This is a genomic window from Pseudomonas sp. D4002 (assembly GCF_013385665.1).
In the GTDB taxonomy this organism is placed as follows: domain Bacteria; phylum Pseudomonadota; class Gammaproteobacteria; order Pseudomonadales; family Pseudomonadaceae; genus Aquipseudomonas.
The window spans coordinates 1-24,786 of the sequence record NZ_JACAPN010000007.1 but is presented as its reverse complement, the minus strand read 5'-3'; the positions used below and the strand labels follow the sequence as shown (position 1 = coordinate 24,786).

At 65.4% G+C, this 24,786-nt stretch carries 2 protein-coding genes; both read left to right on the top strand.

The window, feature by feature from the left end; all coding sequences use genetic code 11:
- The first annotated feature begins 426 nt into the window (after positions 1 to 426).
- The gene (locus HX824_RS02495; protein WP_177054099.1) at positions 427 to 13,350 is read left to right on the top strand and encodes a non-ribosomal peptide synthetase; all 12,924 of its coding nucleotides are present in this window, start codon (positions 427 to 429) and stop codon (positions 13,348 to 13,350) included.
- Positions 13,347 to 24,764: a non-ribosomal peptide synthetase gene (locus HX824_RS02490; RefSeq protein ID WP_177054098.1), complete on the top strand. Its 11,418-nt coding sequence runs from the start codon at positions 13,347 to 13,349 to the stop codon at positions 24,762 to 24,764. The genes HX824_RS02495 and HX824_RS02490 overlap by 4 nt, the downstream gene beginning before the upstream one ends.
- Positions 24,765 to 24,786 lie beyond the last annotated feature (22 nt).

The following is a 24,786-nucleotide window of genomic DNA, read 5'->3' as shown; positions in this document are numbered from 1 at the left end:
CGGCAGGACGCCGGGTTAGCCGTCCTGGGCCAGGGATGGCCCATGACGGCGGCCCACGGTCCAAAGCCGGAGTGAGGGCACACCGAGCCTAGGCGAGGTGCCGAGTGGTGGGGCAAGAGCGTTTTGCTTACTTTTGCGCTCTTCAAAAGTGAGCCGCTGTAAGAGCGGAACCAATCGAAGCCATCACCCAAATAACGGATATGCCCCCCATCCAACAAATACGAAAGTTCCCCCACGCCAGCCGCTTTGTCCCCGCTTCCCATGTCACCCCCCACCCCCCGAATCCTCTAATTTCCCAACCCTGCGGGAAGCCTCCCGGCCCACGACTGCGCCCGCGCTTTAAACCGGGCCTCCCAGGCACTTACGCGACAGCTGAAAACGGACTTTCTCCTCAACCGTATCCGACTCAAAAAAGCAGGTTACCCCATGCAGTTCAGCAAATTACTGGCAGCTCTTTCCACCCACCCGATCCGCCTGCAAATGGACGAAGGCGACCTGATCATCCTGGGTGACGACGACGCGCTGGATGACGCCCTATGGGACCAACTGATCGCCCACAAACCCCAACTGCTCGACCTCGTCGCCCAACACGGCGGCGACTGGCTCAGCCCGGCCTATCGCATCACCCCGGACATGCTGCCCCTGGTCAACCTCGACCAACCCGCCATCGACCGCATCGTCGCCGCGATCCCCGGCGGGGCGGCGAATGTGCAGGATATCTACCCTCTGGCACCCCTCCAGGAAGGCATGCTCTACCACCATCTGTCAGCGCACCAGGGCGACCCCTACGTGCTGCACGCGCAGTTCGTGTTCGACAGCCGTGCCCGTCTTGAAACCTTCGCCCAGGCCTTGCAATGGGTCATCGACCGCCACGATATCCTGCGCACCTCGATGGCCTGGGATCGCCTCGACGAACCCCTGCAAGTCGTCTGGCGCAAGGCCTCGCTGGCCTGCGAAGAAGCCCGCCTCGACGGCGATGTACTGACCCAACTGCAAGCCCTCTACGACGCCCGCAACTACCGCATGGACCTCGGCCAGGCCCCACTGCTGCGCCTGGTGTTCGCCGAAGACCCGCGCAACCAGCGTGTGGTCGCCATGCTGCTGTTCCACCACACCATCCTCGACCACACCGCCCTCGACGTAGTGCGCCGGGAGATCCAGCTGCACCTCGCCGGCCAGACCGAACACGCCAGTGCACCGGTGCCGTTTCGCAACTACATCGCCCAGGTCCGCCATGGCGTCAGCGAACAGGCTCACGAAGCGTTCTTCCGCGAGATGCTGGCCGATATCGACGAGCCAACCCTGCCGTTCGGCCTGCAGGATGTGCAGGGTGACGGGCATGGCATCGACGAAACCCGCATTGCCGTCGACGGCGATCTAAGTCGCCGTCTAAGGGCCCAGGCGAGACCGTTGGGTGTCAGTCCCGCCAGTGTGATGCACCTGGCGCTGGCCCAGGTGCTGGGCAAGGTCTCGGCTCGCGAAGCCGTGGTATTTGGCAGCGTGATGCTCGGCCGCATGGGCGCGGGCGAGGGTGCCGACCAGGCCCTGGGCATGTTCATCAATACCCTGCCGCTGCGGGTGGATGTAGGCGAACAAGGCGTGCGCGCCGCCGTGCACACCACCCACAAGCGCCTGACCGAACTGCTCGATCACGAACACGCCTCCCTGGCCCTGGCCCAGCGTTGCAGCGGTGTGGCCGCACCCACGCCGTTGTTCAGTGCCATCCTCAATTACCGTCACAGCGATGCCTCGGACACCCAGGCGGTGATCGATATCGCCGAAGGCATCCAGGTGTTGGGCGCCGAAGAACGCACCAACTACCCGCTGACGGTCAACGTCGATGACCTGGGCGAAGGCTTTGCCTTTACCGTGATGGTGGACGCCTCCATCGGCGCGACGCGCATTGCCGGTTACCTGCACACCGCCCTGGAAAACCTGGTGCTGGCCCTGGAACAAACGCCAGATGCACCGTTGCACAACCTGGGCATCCTGCCTGCCGCCGAACGCCAGCATCTGCTGCATGGCCTTAACGCCAGCACCCAGCACTACGCCGATTCAGCCCTGATCCACCAGCAAGTCGAAGCTCATGCCGCCAGCCATCCCGAAGCCATCGCGCTGCGCTTTGAACACGAACACCTGAGCTACCGCGAGCTGAACGAGCGCGCCAACCAGGTTGCGCATTGCCTGCTCAAGCATGGCATCCGCCCCGACGACCGGGTGGCGATCTGTGTCGAACGCGGGCTGGAAATGATCATTGGCCTGCTGGGGATTCTCAAGGCTGGGGCGGGTTATGTGCCGATCGATCCGGCCTACCCGCTGGACCGTATCGCCTACACCCTGAAAGACAGCGCGCCGCTGGCGGTGCTGGTGCAGGACGACACCCGCCACCTGGTGGGCGACGTCACGTCGATCGACCTCAACAGCCTGCAGCACGAGCCCATCGTCAACCCCAACGTTGCAATCAGCGCGTCCAGCCTGGCCTATGTGATCTACACCTCCGGCTCCACCGGCCTGCCCAAGGGCGTGATGATCGAACACCGCAACGTCGCGCGACTGTTCAGCGCCACCGAGCACTGGTTCAAGTTCAACGCCAATGACACCTGGGCGCTGTTCCACTCGTTTGCCTTCGACTTCTCGGTGTGGGAGATCTGGGGCGCGCTGATGCATGGCGGGCAGTTGCTGGTGGTGCCGCAGCTGGTCAGCCGCTCGCCGGACGAGTGTTACGCACTGCTGTGCGAAGCCGGCGTCAGTATTCTCAACCAGACGCCGAGCGCGTTCCGCCAGTTGATCGCGGCACAGGGCCGCAGCCAGCAACTGCACTCGCTGCGCCAGGTGATCTTCGGCGGTGAAGCCCTGGAACCGGGGATTCTCAAGCCGTGGTACGCCCGGGTGACCAACGCTGGTACGCGGTTGGTCAACATGTATGGCATCACCGAAACCACCGTGCATGTGACCTACCGTGCCCTGGAGGCGGCGGATGCACAGCGGGTGGGCGTGAGTCCGATTGGCGTGCGCATTCCCGACTTGCAACTGTATGTGCTGGACGCCCGCCGCGAACCGGTGCCGAGCGGCGTAGTCGGGGAGTTGTACGTCGGCGGTGCCGGCGTGGCGCGGGGTTATCTCAACCGCGATGAGCTGACGGCCGAACGTTTTCTGACGGATCCCGCAACCGGCCTGCGCCTGTACAAGACCGGTGACCTCGGCCGGATGCTGGCCGACGGCAGTGTCGAGTACCTGGGGCGCAACGACGACCAGGTGAAGATTCGCGGTTTCCGTATCGAACTGGGGGAAATCGAAGCACGCCTGGCCACCTGCGAAGGTGTGCGCGAAGCCGTGGTGATTGCCCGCGAAGACGAACCGGGCGACAAGCGCCTGGTGGCCTACGTGATTGCCCAGCCTGAACACACGCCCACTGCCGCTGAGCTGCGTGACCACCTGCTGCTGTCCCTCGCCGAGTACATGGTGCCCAGCGCCTTTGTGCTGCTCGACGCGTTCCCGCTTACCACCAACGGCAAGCTCGACCGCAAGGCCTTGCCGGCACCGGACGCCGATGCCCTGGCCCGTCGTGGTTATGAAGCGCCACAAGGCGCGGTGGAAACCGCGATCGCGAATCTCTGGCAAGACCTGCTGAAGGTCGACCGGGTCGGGCGCCAGGACAACTTTTTCGAGCTGGGCGGCCATTCGTTGCTGGCGGTCAAGCTGATCGAGCGCATGCGCCAGCTCGAGCTGAGCGCCGATGTGCGGGTGCTGTTCGGCCAGCCGACCCTGGCTGCGCTGGCCGCTGCGGTGGGCGGGCAACATGAAGTGCAGGTCCCGGCCAACCTGATCGGCGAAGCGACGCGGCACATCACCCCGGACATGCTGCCGCTGGTGAATCTCGACCAGCAGGCCATCGACCATATCATCGCCAGTGTCCCTGGCGGCATCGCCAACGTGCAGGACATCTACGGCCTGGCCCCGTTGCAGGCCGGCATCCTCTACCACCACCTGGCAACCACCGAAGGCGATCCCTACGTGTTGCAGGTGCAGTTCAGCTTCAGCGGCCATGAGCCGGTCGAGGCGTTTATCCGTGCGCTGCAAAGTGTGATCGAGCGCAACGATATCCTGCGTACCGGGATTGTCTGGGAAGGCCTGGACGAGCCGGTGCAGGTGGTCTTGCGCCAGGCGCTGCTGGTGGTTGAGCAGGTTGAAGCCGATCCTTTCAGTGCCGTATTGGCGCAACTGCAGGAACGCTTCGACCCACGCCACTACCGCCTCGACCTGTCCCGCGCCTCGTTGATGCGGTTTGCCTACGCCGAGGATCACGGCCGTTACGTCGGCATCCTGCTGCTGCACCACATCCTGCTGGACCACACCGCGTTGCAGGTGCTGGTGGAGGAAATGAGCGCGAGCCTTGCAGGCGAAACCGGCTTGCTGCCCGACGCCGTGCAGTACCGCAACTACGTGGCCCAGGCGCGCCTCGGTGTGAGCGCTGCGCAGCATGAGGCGTTCTTCAGCGAAATGCTCGGCGACATCGACGAGCCGACCCTGGCCTTCGGCTTGCAGGACGTGAACCGCGACGGCAGCGGTGTGCGCGAAGCGCACGTGGCGTTGGAACCGGCCCTCAGCCTGGGCCTTCGCGAGCAGGCCCGGCAACTGGGGGTGAGTGCCGCAAGCCTGGTGCACCTGGCATGGGCCCAGGTCCTCGGCCAGGTCTCGGGCCAGGACGACGTGGTCTTCGGCACCGTGCTGCTGGGCCGGCTGCACGGCGGCGAGGGCGCCGACCGGGCGCTGGGGATGTTCATCAATACCTTGCCGTTGCGGGTCAGTGTCGGCGCGGTGGGCGTGCAGGCTGGCGTGCGCGCCACCCATGCGCGGCTGGCACAGTTGCTGGGGCATGAACATGCCTCCTTGTCCCTGGCCCAGCGATGCAGTGGCGTGTCCGGTGCGCTGCCGTTGTTCAGCACCTTGCTCAACTACCGCCACAGCGCGCCGGGTGAAGCGCCGGGCGCCAGCCCGTTCGCCGACGCCGGGATCGAAATCCTCAGTTCCGAGGAGCGCAGCAACTACCCGCTGGTGCTGAACGTCGACGACCTCGGCGCAGGTTTTGCCCTGACCGTGCAAGGCGTGGCGGAGGTGGATGTGCGGCGCGTCGGCGACTACATGCTCAGCGCCTTGCGCAACCTGGCCACGGCACTGCAACAGGCGCCGACCACACCGCTGCATCAAGTGTCGATCCTGCCACCCGCCGAGCGGCATCAAGTGCTGGTGGACTTCAACGCCACTGCCCGCGCCTACCCGGCTGCGCACACCGTGCACGGGATCTTCGAAGCCAGCGTCCTGACCAGCCCCGACGCGCTGGCGGTGGTGCACGGCGACGTGTCGCTTACTTACCGCGAACTCAACCTGCGGGCCAATCGCCTGGCCCACTATTTGATCGACCAGGGTGTAAAACCGGGCGACAGCGTGGCTATCGCGATGCCACGTTCCATCGACCTGCTGGTCAGCCAGTTGGCCATCCTCAAGTGCGCGGCGGTGTACGTGCCGCTGGACATCAATGCGCCGCACGAACGCCAGGCGTTCATGGTGCAGGACAGTCACGCCGGGCAGGTGCTGCGTGATCTCGACGGGCTGAACCTCGACAATCAGCCGGCCCATAATCCGAACCTGTCCCAGTCTGCCGAAAGCGTGGCGTACATCATGTACACCTCCGGCTCAACCGGCGCGCCCAAGGGTGTGCAGGTGCCCCATCGCGCCGTCTCTCGATTGGTGATCAACAACGGTTATGCCGACTTCAATCACCGCGACCGGGTGGCCTTCGCCTCGAACCCGGCGTTCGACGCCAGCACCCTCGATGTGTGGGCGCCGTTGCTCAACGGCGGCTGCGTGGTGGTGGTCGAGCATGCCACGTTGCTGTCCCAGGCCGCGTTTGGCGCCCTGTTGCAGGAGCAATCCGTCAGCGTGTTGTGGATGACCGCCGGGCTGTTCCATCAGTACGCCGACGGGTTGATGCCGATGTTCCGGCAACTGCGCTACCTGATCGTCGGCGGCGATGTGCTCGACCCGCAGGTGATCGCCCGGGTGCTTGAGCACGGCGCGCCGCAGCACCTGCTGAATGGCTATGGCCCCACCGAAGCCACGACGTTTTCCACCACCTTCGAGATCAAGTCGGTGGGTGAGGGCGGTATTCCGATTGGCCGACCGATTGGCAACAGCCGTGCCTACGTGCTGGATGCACGGCAGCAGCCGGTGGCGCTGGGCGTGGTTGGCGAGCTGTACATCGGTGGCGCGGGTGTGGCCAAGGGTTACCTGAACCAGCCGCAATTGACCGCCGAGAAATTTATCGTCGACCCGTTCGGCGATGGGCTGCTGTACCGCACCGGCGACCTGGCGAGCTGGCAGGCGGACGGCACCTTGCTGTACCAGGGCCGCAATGACCATCAGTTGAAAATCCGTGGTTTCCGTATCGAGCCGGGTGAAATCGAAAGCTGCCTCGCCAGCGTTTCCGGCGTCAAAGACACGGTGGTGCTGGCCCGTGAAGATGAGTCAGGCGACAAGCGCCTGGTGGCTTACTACACCGCCCAGGCGCCGCTGGGCATTGAAGCGTTGCGTGCGCACCTGCAAAGCCGGCTGCCGGACTACATGGTGCCGTCGGCCTATGTCTGGCTGGAACTGTTGCCGCTGACCGCGAATGGCAAGCTGGACCGCAAGGGCCTGCCTGCGCCGGATCAGGCGGCGCTGCTCAGCCGTGGTTTCGAAGCCCCGGAGGGCGAGGTGGAGACCCTGCTGGCGCAGATCTGGCAGGACGTGCTGAAGGTCGAGCGTGTCGGGCGCTATGACCACTTCTTTGAACTCGGTGGCCATTCGTTGCTGGCGGTGAGCCTGATCGAACGCATGCGCCAGGCGGGCCTGAGCGCCGATGTGCGGGTGCTGTTCAACCAGCCAAGCCTGGCGGCGCTGGCGGCGGCGGTGGGCAGTGGCCGGGAAATCGTGGTGCCGGCCAACGGCATTGCGCCGGGCTGCGAGCACATCGCGCCGTCGATGCTGACCCTGGTCAAGCTGGACCAGCCGGCCATCGACCGCATCGTGGCGACGGTGCCCGGCGGTGCAGCCAACGTGCAGGATATCTACCCGCTGGCGCCGTTGCAGGAAGGCATCCTCTACCACCACATCAGCGCCGAACAGGGTGATCCCTACCTGCTGCAATCGCGCATGGCGTTTGACAGCGTCGAGCGTTTGCAGGCCTTCATGGGCGCGCTGCAAAAGGTCGTGGCGCGCCACGATATCCTGCGCACCGGCGTGGTGTGGGAAGGCTTGGACAGCCCGGTGCAAGTGGTGTGGCGCCAGGCCGAACTGGTGGTGCAGAACATCCCGCTGGACCCGGCCGATGGTGATGTGATCGAACAACTGCACGCGCGTTTTGATGCCCGCCACTATCGCCTGGATATCACCCAGGCGCCGCTGCTGCGTATGGTGTATTCGCAGGACCCGGCCAACCAGCGGGTCGCGGCGATCCTGCTGTTCCATCACCTGGCACTGGACCACACCGCCATGGAAGTGGTCGGCCAGGACATGCGGGCGTTCCTGTTCAACCAGGCCGATGACTTGCCGGCCGCGGCACCGTTCCGTCACTACGTGGCCCAGGCTCGCCTGGGTGTCAGCGCCCAGGAACACGAGCAGTTCTTCCGCGAAATGCTCGCCGATGTCGACGAGCCCACGCTGCCCTTCGGCGTGCAGGATGTGCTGGGCGATGGCCGGGATATCGAAGAGGCCGAATTGCCCGTCGATGCAGGGCTGGCGCTGCGGGTTCGTGAACAGGCGCGGCAACTGGGGGTCAGCGCTGCGAGCCTGATGCACCTCGCGTGGGCCCAGGTCCTCGGGCTGGTGTCGGGCCGTCAGGACGTGGTGTTCGGCACCGTATTGATGGGCCGCATGCAAGCCGGCGAAGGTGCCGACCGGGCATTGGGCATGTTCATCAACACCTTGCCGCTGCGGGTGGAGGTGGGTGCCGACGCGGTACGTGCCGGCGTCAAGGCGACTCACGCCCGTCTCAGTGCCTTGCTGGGCCATGAGCATGCATCCCTGGCGCTGGCCCAGCGGTGCAGCGGCGTGCCGAACTCGATGCCGTTGTTCAGTGCCTTGCTCAACTACCGCCACAGCACCCCGGGCGAAATGGCCCGCGACGGCCACGGTATCTGGGAAGGCGTGCAATTGCTCGGCGGCGAAGAACGCAGCAACTACCCGCTGACCTTGAGTGTGGATGACCTCGGTACGGGCTTCGGCTTGACGGTACTGGCGCTGGAATCCATCGGCGCGCAGCGCCTGTGCGACTCCATGCACAGTGCGCTGGAGCAACTGGTGGAGGCCCTTGAGGACGCGCCGCAAACGCCGTTGCATCAGTTGCCGGTACTGCCTGCCCGCGAACGCGAACACCTGCTGCGCAGCTTCAACGCCACCGCCCGCGACTACCCGCAAGGGCAGACCCTGCACGGCGCTTTCGAAGCCCAGGCCCTGCGCCTGCCGCAGGCGATTGCCGTGAGCCAGGACGGCCAGCACCTGACGTACCAACAGCTCAACCAACGCGCCAACCAATTGGCCCATCACTTGCTGGCGCTGGGCGTACAGCCCGACGACCGTGTGGCGATCTGCTGCCGACGCGGCCCGCAGATGCTGGCGGGCCTGCTGGCGATTCTCAAGGCGGGCGCGGCCTACGTCCCGGTAGACCCGGCCTATCCGGCCGAGCGCATCGCTTACCTGCTGCAAGACAGCGCACCGGTCGCGGTCCTGGCCGAAGAGAGCACCCGTGGCGTGCTCGGTGATGTCGCCATCGTCGATCTGCATGGCGCCTATCCCGACGGCACCAATCCCCACGTCGCCAGCCTGACCCCGGCGAACCTCGCCTACGTCATCTACACCTCCGGCTCCACCGGCCAGCCCAAAGGCGTGATGGTGGAACACCGCACCGTGGAAAACCTGGTGCATTGGCACTGTGAAGCCTTCGACCTGCAGGCCGGCAGCCACACCAGCAGCGTGGCCGGCTTCGGTTTCGATGCCATGGCCTGGGAAGTCTGGCCCGCATTGTGTGTGGGGGCGACCTTGCACCTGCTACCGGCCCATGTCGGCAATGAAAACATCGACGAACTGCTGGCCTGGTGGCTGGCCCAGCCGCTGGACGTGAGCTTCCTGCCCACCCCGGTGGCCGAGTACGCGTTCAGCCAGGACCTTGAGCACCCAAGCTTGCGCACCCTGTTGATCGGCGGTGATCGCCTGCGCCAGTTCAGCCATGAGCGACGTTTCGCGGTGATCAACAACTACGGCCCCACCGAAGCCACGGTGGTCGCCACCTCTGGCCGGGTGCGCGCCGGCCAGCCGCTGCATATCGGCAAGCCGATGGCCAATGCCACGGTGTACCTGCTGGATGCACAACAACGGCCGGTGCCGGTGGGTGTGGCGGGTGAGCTGTATGTAGGCGGCCGCGGCGTGGCCCGCGGCTACCTGAATCGCCCGGACCTGACCGCCGAGCGATTCCTCGATGACCCGTTCAACCCGGGCCGCATGTACCGCACCGGCGACCTGGCGCGCTGGCTGCCGGATGGCAACATTGAATATCTGGGCCGCAACGACGACCAGGTAAAAGTCCGGGGCGTGCGCGTCGAGCTGGGAGAAATCGAAACCCGCCTGGCCGCCGTCGACGGCGTCAAGGAAGCCGTGGTGCTGGTGCGCGACGGCCGCCTGGTGGCCTGGTTCACCGAACAAAAACCGCTGGTTATCGAAACCCTGCGCGCCGAGCTGCACAGCCAACTGCCCGAGGCCATGGTGCCGGTGGTCTACGTCAAACTCGACAGCTGGCCGTTGACCGCCAACGGCAAGCTTGACCGCAAGGCGCTGCCGGCACCGGATCAGGCCGCCGTGCTCAGCCGGGAATATGAAGCCCCACGCGGCGAAGTCGAGACCACCCTGGCGCGGATCTGGGCCGAGGTGTTGCAGGTGGAGCAAGTGGGCCGCCATGACCACTTCTTCGAGCTGGGCGGCCATTCCTTGCTGGCGGTAAGCCTGATCGAGCGCATGCGCCAGGCCGGCCTCAGCGCCGATGTGCGGGTGCTGTTCAGCCAGCCGACGATGGCGGCATTGGCAGCGGCAGTGGGCAGTGGCCGGGAAGTGGTGGTGCCGGTGAATGCCATCGCCGCCGATTGCCCGCGCATCACGCCCTCGATGCTGCCATTGGTGGAGCTGGATCAGCCGATGATCGACCAGATCGTCGCCAGCGTGCCGGGTGGCGCCGCCAATGTGCAGGATATTTACCCGCTGGCACCGTTACAGGAAGGCATTCTTTACCACTACATCACGGCGGAGCAGGGCGATCCGTACCTGCTGCAATCGCACCTGGCATTCGATACCCAGGCGCGCCTGGACAGCTTCGCCCAGGCCTTGCAGCAGGTGATCGACCGCCACGACATCCTGCGGACCGGTGTGGTCTGGGAAGGCTTGGCGCAGCCGGTGCAAGTGGTGTGGCGCAAGGCTCGATTGACGGTCGAAGCGCTGCATCTGGACGGTGATGTGCTGGCCGGCCTGCATCAGCGTTTCGACGCCCGGCGCTACCGGCTGGACATCGCTCAGGCGCCGCTGATCCGCCTGATGTACGCCAACGACCCGGCCAATCAGCGGGTGGTGGCGGTGCTGCTGTATCACCACATCGTGCTGGACCACACCGCGTTCGACGTGGTGCTGCGGGAAATGCAGGGCTACCTGCTGGGGCACCCCGCACCGCAGTCCGCGCCGATGCCTTATCGCAACTACGTGGCGCAGGCGCGACTGGGTGTCAGCGAGCAGGAACATGAAGGGTTCTTCCGCGAGATGCTTGGCGATATCCATGAGCCAACGCTGCCGTTTGGCTTGCAGGATGTGCAGGGCGATGGTCGGGATATCGAAGAATTCACGCATCACCTGGACGCTGCCGTCAGCCGGCGCCTCAGGGCCCAGGCACGCCTGCTGGGCGTGAGCACCGCGAGCCTGTTCCACCTGGCATGGGCGCAGGTGTTGGCGGTGACGTCGGGCAAGCCGAATGTGGTGTTTGGCACGGTGCTGGTCGGCCGGATGCAGGGCGGCGAGGGCGCGGACCGGGCCCTTGGCGTGTTCATTAACACCCTGCCATTGCGCCTGGATATCGACGGGCAAGGCGTGCGCGACAGCGTGCGCAGCACCCATGCCCGGCTCACCGCGCTGCTGGGCCATGAACATGCTTCCCTGGCCCTGGCCCAGCGTTGCAGCGGGGTGGCGGCGCCGCTGCCGCTGTTCAGCTCGATGCTCAATTATCGCCACCGGGGCGGCGCCACCCGTTCACAGGACGCGCAGCACGCCTGGGAAGGCATGCAGACCCTGACCAATGACGGGCGCACCAACTATCCGTTGACCCTGAACGTCGATGACCTGGGTGATGGTTATGACTTCACCGCGTTGACCCCGGCCCAGGTAGGCGCACAACGGGTCTGCGGTTATATGCAGATGGCGTTGACCCAGTTGGTGGAGGCCCTGGAGCACGCGCCGCACCAGGCCCTTGACCGCCTGCCGATCCTGGGGGATGCAGAGCGTCAGCAACTGCTGTTTGATTTCAATGCCACCGAGGTTGACTACGACCTGGCGCAGACCCTGCACGGCCTGTTCGAGGCCCAGGTCGAGCGCACGCCGGATGCATTGGCGGTGAAGGTGGGTGAGCAATGCCTGACCTATGCCGAGCTGAACCAGCGCGCCAACCAACTGGCGCACCACCTGCGGGAACTGGGCGTGCAGCCGGATTCGCGGGTGGCGATTTGCGTCGAGCGTGGTCTGGAGATGGTCATCGGTCTGTTTGCGATCCTCAAGGCCGGTGGTGGTTATGTGCCGCTGGACCCGGCGTACCCGCTGGATCGCCTCGCCTACATGCTGCAAGACAGCCAGCCCGCGGCGCTGCTGGTGCAGGGCGCTACCCGTTCGTTGCTGGGCGACGTGACGGTGCCGGTGGTGGATCTTGACCAGAACACCTGGGCGCACCAGCCGGTGTCCAACCCACAGGTTCCCGGGTTGACCGCGCAGCACCAGGCCTACGTGATCTACACCTCCGGCTCCACCGGCCAACCCAAGGGCGTGATCAACGAGCACGCGGGTGTGGTCAACCGCTTGTTGTGGATGCAGGACGCCTACGGCCTGAACGCCACTGATGCGGTACTGCAGAAAACCCCGTTCAGCTTCGATGTGTCGGTGTGGGAGTTCTTCTGGCCCCTGTTCACCGGTGCGCGGCTGGTCATGGCTCGCCCCGGCGGGCACAAGGAGCCGGCTTACCTGTGCGAGGTGATCGCGGCAGAACAGATCACCACCTTGCACTTCGTGCCGTCGATGCTCGATGTGTTCCTGGCCCACGGTGATGTCAGCCAGGGCGCCGGGCTGCTGCGGGTGATGTGCAGCGGCGAAGCCTTGCCCGGCAGCCTGGTGCGGCGCTTCAAGCAGCAATTGCCCGGCATCGGCCTGTACAACCTCTATGGCCCGACGGAAGCCGCAGTGGACGTGACCGCCTGGAACTGCGCCAGGCCCGTGGTGCCGGACAACACGCCTATCGGCAAGCCGATTGCCAACACCCGCATGTACCTGCTGGATGCCCGGTTGCAACCGGTGCCGCTGGGCGTGGTGGGCGAGCTGTTTATCGCCGGTGTGCAAGTGGCTCGCGGCTACCTGCACCGTCCCGAACTGACGGCCGAGCGCTTCCTCAAGGACCCGTTCAACCCAGGCCGGATGTACCGCACCGGTGACGTCGGGCGCTACCTGCCGGATGGCAATATCGAGTACCTGGGCCGTAATGACGACCAGGTAAAAATCCGTGGCCTGCGTATTGAACTCGGAGAAATCCAGGCGCGGATGACCGAGTACCCACAGGTGAAGGAAGCGGCCGTGTTGGCCCGCGACGAACGCCTGGTGGCGTACTACACCGGCGTGCCAGCCGATATCGAACAGTTGCGGGCGCACCTGCTGGCGCGCTTGCCGGACTTCATGGTGCCCGCGGTATTCGTCCATCTCGACGCTCTGCCCCTGAGCCCCAACGGCAAGCTCGACCGCAAGGCCTTGCCGACGCCGGGTGTGGAATCACTGATCGTGCGCGAGTACGAGGCCCCGGTGGGCGCTACCGAAATCACCCTGGCGCGGCTGTGGACCGAGCTGCTGAAGGTGGAGCGGGTCGGGCGTCACGACAACTTTTTCGAGCTGGGCGGGCACTCGTTGCTGGCCGTCAGCTTGATCGGACGCTTGCGTCAGGAAGGCATGGAAGCCGATGTGCGGGGCCTGTTCGAACAGCCGACCCTGGCCGGCTACGCCGCAATTACCGAACGAATGGAGATCGTCCTGTGAGCATCATCGAACTGTTGGCGACACTCAAGGCCAAGGATGTGCAACTGGCGCTCAAGGGCGATCAGTTGTCGGTGCAAGGCAACAAGCAGGCCCTGAGCGACGCGGCACTGGTGGCCTCGCTGCGCGAACACAAGCCGGCGCTGATCGAGCTGATCAAGGCCGGGGAGTACTCGGCCACCAAGGCCGGTGAGGTGCAGGTGCCGGCCAATGGCATTCCACCGGGCGCTACCTCGATTACCCCGCAGATGCTGAGCCTGTCGACCCTCAGCCAGGCGTCCATCGACCGTATCCTCGAGACCGTCGAGGGTGGCGTCGCCAATGTGCAGGACATCTACCCGCTGGCACCGTTGCAGGAGGGCATCCTCTACCACCATGTGAGTGCCGAGCACGGCGACCCGTACATCATGCAGTCGCTGTTTGCCTTCGACAGCCTTGAGCGTTTCGAGGGCTTTGCCCTGGCCTTGCAACAGGTGATCGACCGTCACGACATCCTGCGGACCGGCGTGGTGTGGGAAGGCCTGGAAGAACCGTCGCAAGTGGTCTGGCGCACGGCGCGCCTGCCGGTGCAGGCGATTGAACTGGACCCGGCAGACGGCGATATCGCCGCCCAGTTGCATCGCCTGTTCGATGGCCGCCACTACCGCATGGACGTGACCCGCGCGCCGCTGCTGCGCCTGGTGCGGGCCTGGGATGAAGCCGGCCAACGGGTGGTGGCGATGCTGTTGTTCCACCACATGGCCCTGGACCACAGCGCGCTGGAAGTGGTCTGCCACGAGATGCAAGCCTGCCTGCTGGGCAGGGCGGCTGAACTGGGCCAGGCGGTGCCGTTTCGCAACTATGTCGCCCAGGCGCGCCTGGGCATCAGCGAGCAGGAGCACGAAGGGTTCTTCCGGCAGATGCTCGGCGACATCAGCGAGCCGACCTTGCCCTACGGCCTGCAGGATGTGCAGGGCGACGGCGACAACATCCAGGAGATCAGCCTGCCGCTGGCCCCGCAGTTGAGCCGGCGCTTGCGCGCCCAGGCCCGGCAGTTGGGCGTCAGCGCCGCGAGCCTGTTCCACATGGGCTGGGCCCAGGTGCTGGGAGTGCTGGCGGGCAAGGAACAGGTGGTGTTCGGCACGGTGCTGATGGGCCGCATGCAGGGCAGCCACGACACCGACCGTGCCCTGGGGATCTTTATCAACACCTTGCCGTTGCGGGTGGATGTAGGCGCCGAAGACGTGCGCACCGGGGTCAAGGCGACCCATGCCCGGCTGACCACCTTGCTGCGTCACGAACACGCGGCGCTGGCCCTGGCCCAGCGTTGCAGCGGTGTAGTGGCGCCGACGCCGCTGTTCAGCGCGTTGCTCAACTACCGCCATAGCGCAGGCGGCGCGAGCGCCGAAGCGGTCTCGGCCTGGCAGGGTATTCAAGCGTTGCGTTCCGAGGAACGCACCAACTACCCGTTGACCCTGAGCGTCGACGACCTGGGCGAAGACTTCAGCCTGAGCCTGTTGGCCAGTGCCCAGGTTGATCCGCAGCGGGTGTGCGCTTATCTGCAAACTGCCCTGGGGAACCTGGTTCAGGCGCTGGAAGATGCACCCGAAACACCCTTGAATCGCTTGTCGGTGTTGCCCGAGGCGGAGCAGCGGCACTTGCTGGAGCAGTTCAACGCGACAGCCATCGACTTCCCCCAAGGCACCACCCTGCACGGGCGTATCGAGGCCCAGACCCTGCTGACCCCGGACGCGGTGGCCGCAGTGTATCAAGGCCGCCAGCTGACCTATGCCGAGTTGAATCAACAAGCCAACCTGCTGGCCCATCACCTGCTGGCGCTGGGGGTAAAACCCGACGATCGCGTGGCCATCGTTGCCCGGCGCGGGCTGGACACCCTGGCCGGGTTGCTGGCGATCCTCAAGGCCGGTGCCTGCTATGTGCCGGTGGACCCGTCGCACCCGGCCGAGCGCCTGAGCTACCTGCTCGGCGACAGCGCCCCGGTCGCGGTACTGACCCAGCATGCACTGCTGGAGCGCCTGCCCGCGCTCGATGTGCCGGTGATCAACCTGGACCGTTTTACCTGGCACCACCATTCGGCGAGCAACCCGCAGGTGGCCGTCACGCCCACCAACCTGGCCTACGTGATCTACACCTCCGGCTCCACCGGCCTGCCCAAGGGCGTGATGGTGGAACATCACACCGTGGCCAACCTGGTGGACTGGCACTGCACCGCGTTTGACCTGTGCGCAGGCCGTCACACCGCGAGCGTTGCCGGGTTTGGCTTTGACGCGATGGCCTGGGAAGTCTGGCCGGCGCTGTGCGTGGGGGCCACCTTGCACCTGCCGCCGGCCCACGACGGCGCCGAAGATATCGACGCGCTGCTGGACTGGTGGCGCGCACAACCGCTGGACGTGTGTTTCCTGCCCACGCCGGTGGCCGAATATGCGTTCAGCCAGAACATCGAGCACCCGACCCTGCGCACCTTGCTGATTGGCGGCGACCGCCTGCGCCAGTTCACCCGGGCCCAGCGTTTCGAGGTGATCAACAACTACGGCCCCACCGAAGCCACGGTGGTCGCCACCTCCGGGCGGATCGAGCCCGGGCAGCCGTTGCACATCGGCAAACCCATCGCCAATGCCACGGTTTACCTGCTGGACGAACAGCAGCGCCCGGTGCCCTTGGGGGTTGCCGGTGAACTGTATGTGGGCGGCAAGGGCGTGGCGCGGGGTTACCTCAATCGCCCGGAAATGACCGCCGAACGTTTCCTGGATGACCCATTCAATTCGGGCCGCATGTACCGCACCGGCGACCTCGCGCGCTGGTTGCCGGACGGAAATATCGAGTACCTGGGCCGCAACGACGACCAGGTGAAAATCCGCGGTGTGCGCATCGAACTGGGGGAAATCGAAACCCGCCTCAACCAGCTGCCTGGCCTTCAGGAAGTGGTGGTGCTGGCCCGTGAAGACCAACCGGGCCAGCCACGGCTGGTGGCTTACTTCACCGAAAACCCGCAATTCGAACCGCTTCAGGTGGGCGAGGTTCGTGCCCATCTGGTGGCGCACTTGCCGGACTACATGGTGCCGGTGGCCTACGTGAAACTCGATGCGTTGCCCCTGACTGCCAACGGCAAACTGGACCGCAAGGCCCTGCCAAAGCCGGACCTGGCCGCCGTCTTCACCCGCGAATACGAGGCGCCCCACGGCGACATCGAAACCATGCTGGCGCAGATCTGGGCGGACGTGCTGCAGGTGCAGCGCGTGGGGCGCCAGGATCATTTCTTTGAGTTGGGCGGCCATTCGTTGCTGGCCATGCGCATGGTGTCCCAGGTTCGCCAGCAACTGGGGGTCGACCTGGCACTGGGCGAACTGTTCGCCAATGCCGAACTGGCGGCGGTGGCGCAGGTCGTGGCCCAGGCCGGGCGCAGCACCTTGCCGGATATCCTGCCGGCGGCGCGGGACACGGAGTTGCCGTTGTCGTTTGCCCAGCAACGCCTGTGGTTCCTGGCGCTGATGGAGGGCGCCAACACCGCCTACAACATTCCCATCGGCCTGCGCCTGCGCGGGCAGTTGCACGTCGACGCGCTGCAACGGGCCCTGGCGCGGATCGTCGCGCGGCATGAGACCTTGCGCAGCCGGTTTGCCCAGCAGGATGACGACGCCCAGGTGCTGATCGTGCCGCCTGAAGAAGTGATGCCCCTGCAAGTCCAGGACCTGCGTCGCCACCCCGAAGCACAGCAGGTGCTTGACGCGTTGATCCAGGGCGAAGCCTCGGCGCCTTTTGATTTGCAGCGCGGCCCGCTGTTGCGCGGGCGCCTGGTGATCATGGCCGACGATCACCACGTATTGCTGCTGACTATCCACCACATCGTGTCCGATGGCTGGTCCATGGGCGTGCTGACCCGCGAACTGATGGCGCTGTACCAGGCGTTCAGCCACGGTGAGGCTGACCCACTGCCGCCGTTGCCGATCCAGTACAGCGACTTTGCCGTATGGCAGCGCCTGTGGCTGAGCGGCGAAGTGTTGCATCGCCAGAGCAGCTACTGGCAACACACCCTGGCCGGTGCGCCGGCGTTGCTGATGTTGCCGACCGACCGTCCACGCCCGGCCCAGCAGGACTACGCCGGCAGCAGCGTCGAGGTGCACCTGGATGAGCGCCTGAGCGCCGGGCTCAAGGCCCTCAGCCAGCGCCACGGCACCACGCTGTACATGGTGATGATGACGGCGTGGGCCTCGTTGCTCGCGCGTTTGGCCGGGCAGGAGGAAGTGGTGATCGGCTCGCCGGTCGCCAACCGCCAGCGGGCCGAGGTGGAAGGCCTGATCGGGTTGTTCGTCAACACCCTGGCAGTGCGCATTGATACCTCGGGCGAGCTGAGCGCCGAGGCGCTGCTGGCGCGGGTCAAGGGGCTGGCGCTGGACGCCCAGGCTCATCAGGATCTGCCGTTTGAGCAGGTGGTGGAAATCACCCGGCCATTGCGCAGCCTGGCCCATAGCCCGCTGTTCCAGACGATGTTGACCTGGCAGGACAGTGACGCGCCGGTGCTGGCCCTCGGCGACCTGAGCCTTGAAGGAATCGTGGAGGACAGTCACTTTGCCAAGTTCGACCTGTCCCTGAACCTCGGCGAGACCCGGGGCGAAATTCGCGGCACCCTGGAATACGCCATCGCGTTGTTCGACGAGTCGACCATGCAACGCTATGTCGGCTATTTCACCCGCGTGCTGCAGGCCATGGTGGATAACGATCAGGCGGTGCTGGAGCAGGCTGACTTGCTGGACGATCAGGAGCGCCAGCATCTGCTGTTCGACTTCAATAACACCACAGTGGATTACAACCTCGACCAGACGCTGCACGGTATGTTCGAAGCCCAAGTGGCGAGAACGCCGGATGCGCTTGCGGTGAAGGCAGGCTCGGAGTGCCTGAGCTATCGCGAGCTGAACGAACGGGCCAATCAGTTGGCGCACCATCTGCGGGAGCTGGGTGTACAGCCGGATTCGCGGGTGGCGATTTGCGTCGAGCGCGGCCTGGAGATGGTCATTGGCCTGTTCGCAATCCTCAAGGCGGGCGGCGGTTATGTGCCGCTGGACCCGGCGTATCCGCTGGAACGTATCGCCTACATGCTCAAGGACAGCGCACCGGCCGCCGTGCTGGTGCAGGGCGAAACCCGTTCGTTGCTGGGCGACGTCACGGTGCCGCTGGTGGACCTGGACAGGAACACCTGGCAGCACCAACCAACGTCCAACCCACAAGTGGATGGGCTGACCGCGCAGCATCAGGCCTACGTGATCTACACCTCGGGTTCTACCGGCCAACCGAAAGGCGTGATCAACGAGCACGCGGGCGTGGTGAACCGCCTGCTGTGGATGCAGGACGAGTACGGACTGACTGCCCAGGACAGGGTGTTGCAGAAAACCCCGTTCAGCTTCGACGTGTCGGTGTGGGAGTTCTTCTGGCCGCTGTTCACCGGCGCGCGGTTGGTGATGGCGCGTCCTGGCGGGCATAAAGACCCGGCCTACCTGTGTGAGGTGATCGAGGCGGAGCAGATCACCACGCTGCACTTTGTGCCATCGATGCTCGATGTGTTCCTGGCCCACGGCGACGTCAGCCAGAGCGCCGTGCTGGTGCGGGTGATGTGCAGTGGTGAAGCGTTGCCCGGCAGCCTGGTGCGCCGCTTCAAACAGCAGTTGCCGGGCATCGGTTTGTACAACCTTTATGGCCCGACGGAAGCGGCGGTGGACGTGACGGCGTGGGATTGCGCCGGGCCCGTCACGCCGGACAACACCCCCATCGGCAAGCCGATTGCCAACACCCGCATGTACCTGCTGGACGGGCAGTTGCAGCCTGTTCCGTTGGGTGTGGTGGGCGAGCTGTTCATCGGCGGTGTGCAAGTGGCGCGGGGTTACCTGCACCGTCCTGAGCTGACCGCCGAGCGCTTCCTCAAGGACCCGTTCAGCGCGGGCCGGATGTACCGCACCGGCGACGTCGGGCGCTACCTGCCGGACGGCACCATCGAGTATTTGGGCCGCAATGACGACCAGGTGAAAATCCGTGGCTTGCGCATCGAACTGGGGGAGATCCAGGCGCGACTGCTGCAATTCCCGCAGATCAACGAAGCCGCCGTGGTCGCCCGCGATTCACGGCTGGTGGCTTACTACACCGGCGTGCCGGCGCAAATCGACGCTTTGCGCAGCCATTTGCTGGAACACCTGCCGGACTACATGGTACCGGCCACCTTCATGCACCTGGACGCCTTGCCCCTGAGCCCCAATGGCAAGCTCGACCGCAAGGCACTGCCGGCGCCGGGCCTGGAATCGGTGAGCGCCCGGGAGTACGTCGCGCCTGTGGGGGAAACCGAAATCACCCTGGCCGGCCTCTGGGCGGATTTGCTCAAGGTGGAGCGTGTCGGTCGGCACGACCATTTCTTCGAGCTGGGCGGCCATTCGCTGCTGGCCGCCAGCCTGATCGGCCGCATGCGTCGGGTCGGGTTGTCGGCGGATGTGAAAGTGTTGTTTGGTCAACCCACCCTTGCAGCCTTGGCGGCTGCCGTGGGTGGTGGTCGCGAAGTGGTGGTGCCGGCCAATGGGATCGCCGCGGATTGCACGCGGATCACCCCGGACATGCTGACGCTCGTGAACTTGAAGCAACCCGCCATCGACCGCCTTGTCGCGAGCATTCCCGGCGGCGCGGCCAACGTGCAGGATATCTACCCGCTGGCGCCGTTGCAGGCCGGGATCCTGTATCACCATCGCGCAGTGCAACAGGGTGACGCGTACCTGTTGCAGGCGCAGTTTGCCTTCGCCAGCGTCGAGCGCCTTGAAGCGTTTGCCCAGGCGTTGCAGGCGGTGATCGAGCGGCAGGATATCCTGCGCTCGTCGATGCACTGGGACGGGCTGGAAGAACCGGTGCAGGTGGTGTGGCGCCAGGCCTCGTTGCGGGTTGAGCCGATTCAACTGGCGGGCGATGTGCTGGAGCAATTGCAGGCGCGCTTCGAACAGCATCGGCTGAACTTGGCTCAGGCACCGCTGATGCGCCTGGTATACGCCGAGGACCCGGCCAACCAGCGGGTGGTTGCGTTGTTGCTGTTCCATCATCTGGTGATGGACCACGTTGCGCTGGAGGTGCTGCAGCACGAGATGCAGGCGTGCTTGCTCGGCCGGCGCGAGCAGTTGGGTGCGGCGGTGCCGTATCGCAATTATGTGGCGCAGACGCGGTTGGGCATGCGTGAGGAAGAGCACGAAGCGTTCTTCCGCGAGATGCTCGGGGAGGTCGATGAGCCGACGCTGGCATTGAGTGCACCGGGTGAAGCGCAACAGGCACATTTGCGCGTCGACCCGCTGTTGAACGGGCGCCTGCGCACCCTGGCACGGCAGCTTGGGGTCAGTGCTGCGAGCCTGATGCACCTGGCCTGGGCGCAGGTGCTGGGCAAGGTTTCCGGCCGCGAGCAGGTGGTGTTCGGCACCGTATTGCTGGGCCGGCTGCAAGGCGGCGAAGGCGCCGAACGTGCCTTGGGTGTGTTCATCAACACCTTGCCGCTGCGGGTCGACCTGGGTGAGCGCACGGTGCACGCAGCGCTGATGGCCACCCACGCAAGCCTGACTCGGTTGCTCAGTCACGAACATGCGCCACTGGCCCTGGCCCAGCGTTGCAGCGGGCTGCCGGCCAATACGCCGCTGTTCAGCGTGCTGTTCAACTATCGCCACAGCGCCCCGCACGCTGGCGGCGTAGCCGAGGCGTGGCAGGGCATGCAGGTGCTCAAGGCCGAGGAACGTACCAACTTTGCGCTGTCCCTGAGTGTCGATGACCTGGGCGACGGGTTTGGCTTTGACGCCATGGGGCAGGGCGCGCCACGCCTCTGCGAGTACCTGCATGTTGCCCTGGAGCAACTGGTGCAGGCCCTGGAACAGAATGCAGGGGGCTCAATCAGCCAACTGTCGATTCTGCCGGCGGCGGAGCGTGAAAAACTGCGGATGGAATTCAACGCCACCCAGCGCGAATTCCCTCACGAACATACGGTGCAGCGTTTGTTCGAAGCCCAGGCGCAGGCACGCCCGGGTGCTATCGCAGTGGTGCATGGTGAACACACCCTGAGTTACGGCGCGCTGAACACCCGAGCCAACCAGTTGGCGCACCACCTGCGCAACCTGGGCGTGCAGCCCGGCGACCATGTGGCGATCCTGTTGCCGCGCTCGATTGACCTGTTGCTCAGCCAACTGGCAATCCTCAAATGCGCGGCGGCCTACGTGCCGCTGGACATCAACGCCCCGGCCGAGCGTCAGGCCTTTATGGTGCAGGACAGTGGCGCAGTGTGGCTGTTGACCCACAGCAGCGAGCCCGTCGCTTACCCGGCCCGACGTATCGACCTCGACACCCTGGCGCTGGACCCGCAACCGAGCCACAACCCGGACCTGTCGCAGTCCTCGGAGCGCGTGGCGTACATCATGTACACCTCCGGTTCCACCGGCACCCCCAAGGGTGTGCTGGTACCGCACCGGGGCATCACGCGGCTGGTGATCAATAACGGTTACGCCGATTTCAACGCCCATGACCGCGTGGCGTTCGCTTCCAACCCGGCGTTCGACGCGAGCACCATGGACGTGTGGGGCCCCTTGCTCAACGGTGGCCAGGTGCTGGTGATCGACCATGCGACCTTGCTCGACCCCGGCGCGTTTGGCCGGGCACTGAAGGCGGGCGGGGCGACGATCCTGTTCGTCACCACTGCGCTGTTCAACCAGTACGTGCAATTGATTCCCGACGCGTTGGCCGGGCTGCGCATCCTGTTATGCGGCGGTGAACGGGCCGATCCGGCGGCGTTCCGCAGCCTGCTGGCCCAGGCGCCGGCACTGCGGCTGGTGCATTGCTACGGCCCGACGGAAACCACCACTTACGCCACCACGCATGAAGTGCAGGCCATCGCCGCCGATGCCGAAAGCGTGCCGATCGGCAGGCCGATTGCCAACACGCAAATCCACCTGCTGGATGCGCACTTGCAGCCGGTGCCGCTGGGCGTGGTCGGGGAAATCTGCATTGGCGGGCATGGCGTGGCCAAGGGGTACCTGAACCGGCCGGAGCTGACGGCCGAGAAGTTTGTCGATGATCCGTTTGGCGATGGCTTGTTGTACCGCACCGGCGACCTTGGGCGCTGGTCGGCGGACGGACTGCTGGAGTGCATCGGGCGTAATGACGACCAGGTGAAGATCCGCGGCTTCCGCATCGAGTTGGGCGAGATCGAAGCACGCCTGGCCACCTGCAGCGGCATCAAGGATGTGGTGGTGCTGGCACGAGAAGATGCGCCGGGGGACAAGCGCCTGGTGGCGTACTACACCGGCGAGCCGCTGGCCATCGAAGTGTTGCGCAGTCATCTGCTGCAGCACCTGCCGGACTACATGGTGCCATCGGCCTATGTACCGCTGGAAAAAATGCCCCTGACAGCCAACGGCAAGGTCGACCGCAAGGCCCTGCCGGTGCCCGCGCTGGAGGCATCGGCGAGCCGCGTGTTCGAGGCGCCGGCGAACGAGCTGGAACAGACCCTGGCACGCCTCTGGGCCGAGGTGTTGCGGCTGGAGCAGGTCGGTCGGCATGACAGTTTCTTTGAACTGGGTGGCCATTCGTTGCTGGCGATCCGGCTGGTCAACCTGATGGAAGAGGCGGGGCTTGAGGTGTCGTTGGCCGAGCTGTTCCAGCACGCCAGCGTGGCCTCGGTTGCCTCGATGCTCGGTCAGCGCACGGCGCGGGAGGACAACAGCTCGCTGATCACCGTACGCGCCAGCGGCAGCCAGCCGCCGTTGTTCCTGGTGCATGAGTTCAGCGGCATGGACGTGTATTTCCCGGCGCTGGGTCGGCACCTGCCGGGGGACTACCCGATCTATGGCCTGCCCGGTGCACCCCTTGGCGAGGTGCAGTTGCAGACCATGGAAGGCCTGGCGGCGCGGCTGGTGGGGATCATCCGCTCGGTGCAGCCCCATGGGCCGTATCGGCTGGCGGGTTGGTCGTTCGGCGGGGTGTTGGCCTATGAAGTGGCGATGCAACTGCAGGGGCTGGACGAACCGGTGGCATTCCTCGGGTTGATCGACAGCTACGTGCCGCGCATGACCGACCAGGGCAAGGCGCGCTGGAGCGGGCCGGATGCCCTCAAGCGGCATTTGCTGTTGCAGTGCACGGCGTATTGGAAGGCACAGGGAGGTGTGGATGAGTTGGCGAGCCTTGAGCAACTGGAAGCGGACATTGGACAGCTGGACTTTGCGGGTTTGCTGCAACGCTGCCGCGATCGGCATTTGTTGTACGCGCAGATGGCGGCGGCTTCGGACGCGGACCTGTTGAGTTTTATCCAGCGGGAAGTCGGGCATGGGCATGCGTTGGCGCATTACAGCCTGTTCCCGATGCCGCTGGCGGTGCACTTGTTCAGCGCCGCCGAGCGGCCGACGGAACTCTCGCGGCGCAGCCTGGATTTGGGATGGGATGAGGCACTGGCCGTGGGGCAATTGCGCCGCATTGAGGTGCCGGGGGATCACCAGAGCATGATGCAGGCACCGCATATCCGGGCGCTGGGGCAGGCGATGGGTGAGGCCCTGGCGTTGAGTGAGGCGCCGGCGGTGGCGGTGCATCAGCCGTTGTTGCGGATCCAGAGTGGTCGCGCCGGGCAGGCACCGATCTTCTGTGTGCCGGGGGCGGGGGATAGCGTGACGGGGTTTGTAGGGTTGACCGAGGCGTTGGGACGGGACTGGCCGATCTTTGGCTTGCAGCCCCGTGGGCTGGATGGGGAGGTGGTGCCCCATAGCCAGGTTGAGGCGGCGGCGCGCTGTTATTTGCAGGCCATGGAGCAGGAATGTCCTTCGGGGCCGGTGCATTTGGTGGGGCATTCGTTTGGCGGTTGGGTGGTGTTCGAGATGGCCACGCGGTTGCAGGCTCAGGGGCGTGAGGTGGCGTCGTTGACGTTGATCGACAGCGAGGCGCCCGGGGGCAATGGGGTGGTGGGCCGGCCCTATACCACGACGGCGGCGTTGTTGCGGTTGGTGGAGTCGATGCAGGTGGCTTCGGGTAAGTCGCTTGGGATTGATGCGGTGGATTTTGCCGGGCGCGATGAAGTGGAGCAGCGAAGGTTGTTGCATGAGGGGATGGTGGCGGTTGGGTTGTTGCCGGCGCGGTCTTCGGTGGATGCCATGGATGGGCCGGCGCGCACGTATGCGTCGGCGTTGCGCACGGTTTATCGGCCTGGTCGGCGGTATGAGGGGGTGGTGCGGTTGGTGTTGGCGGAGGATCCGACCCTGGACGCGGCAGGGAATCAGCGGGAGCAGAGGTTTATGGTTGAGGGGTGGCGCGGGTGCGTGGGGGTGTTGGAGGTTTGGTATGGGCCGGGGAATCATTTTTCGCTGCTCAAGGCGCCGAACGTCTTTAGTTTGGCGGCTTGGTGGCGGGATGGGGTTGTGGTTGGGGAGCGGGTTTCGTGAGTGTACATATCCGTTGCTGCGG

Bases quoted from the DNA above. Each gene is read 5' to 3' on its own strand.
- HX824_RS02495 (WP_177054099.1), top strand. From the start codon at position 427: ATGCAGTTCAGCAAATTACTGGCAGCTCTTTCCACCCACCCGATCCGC.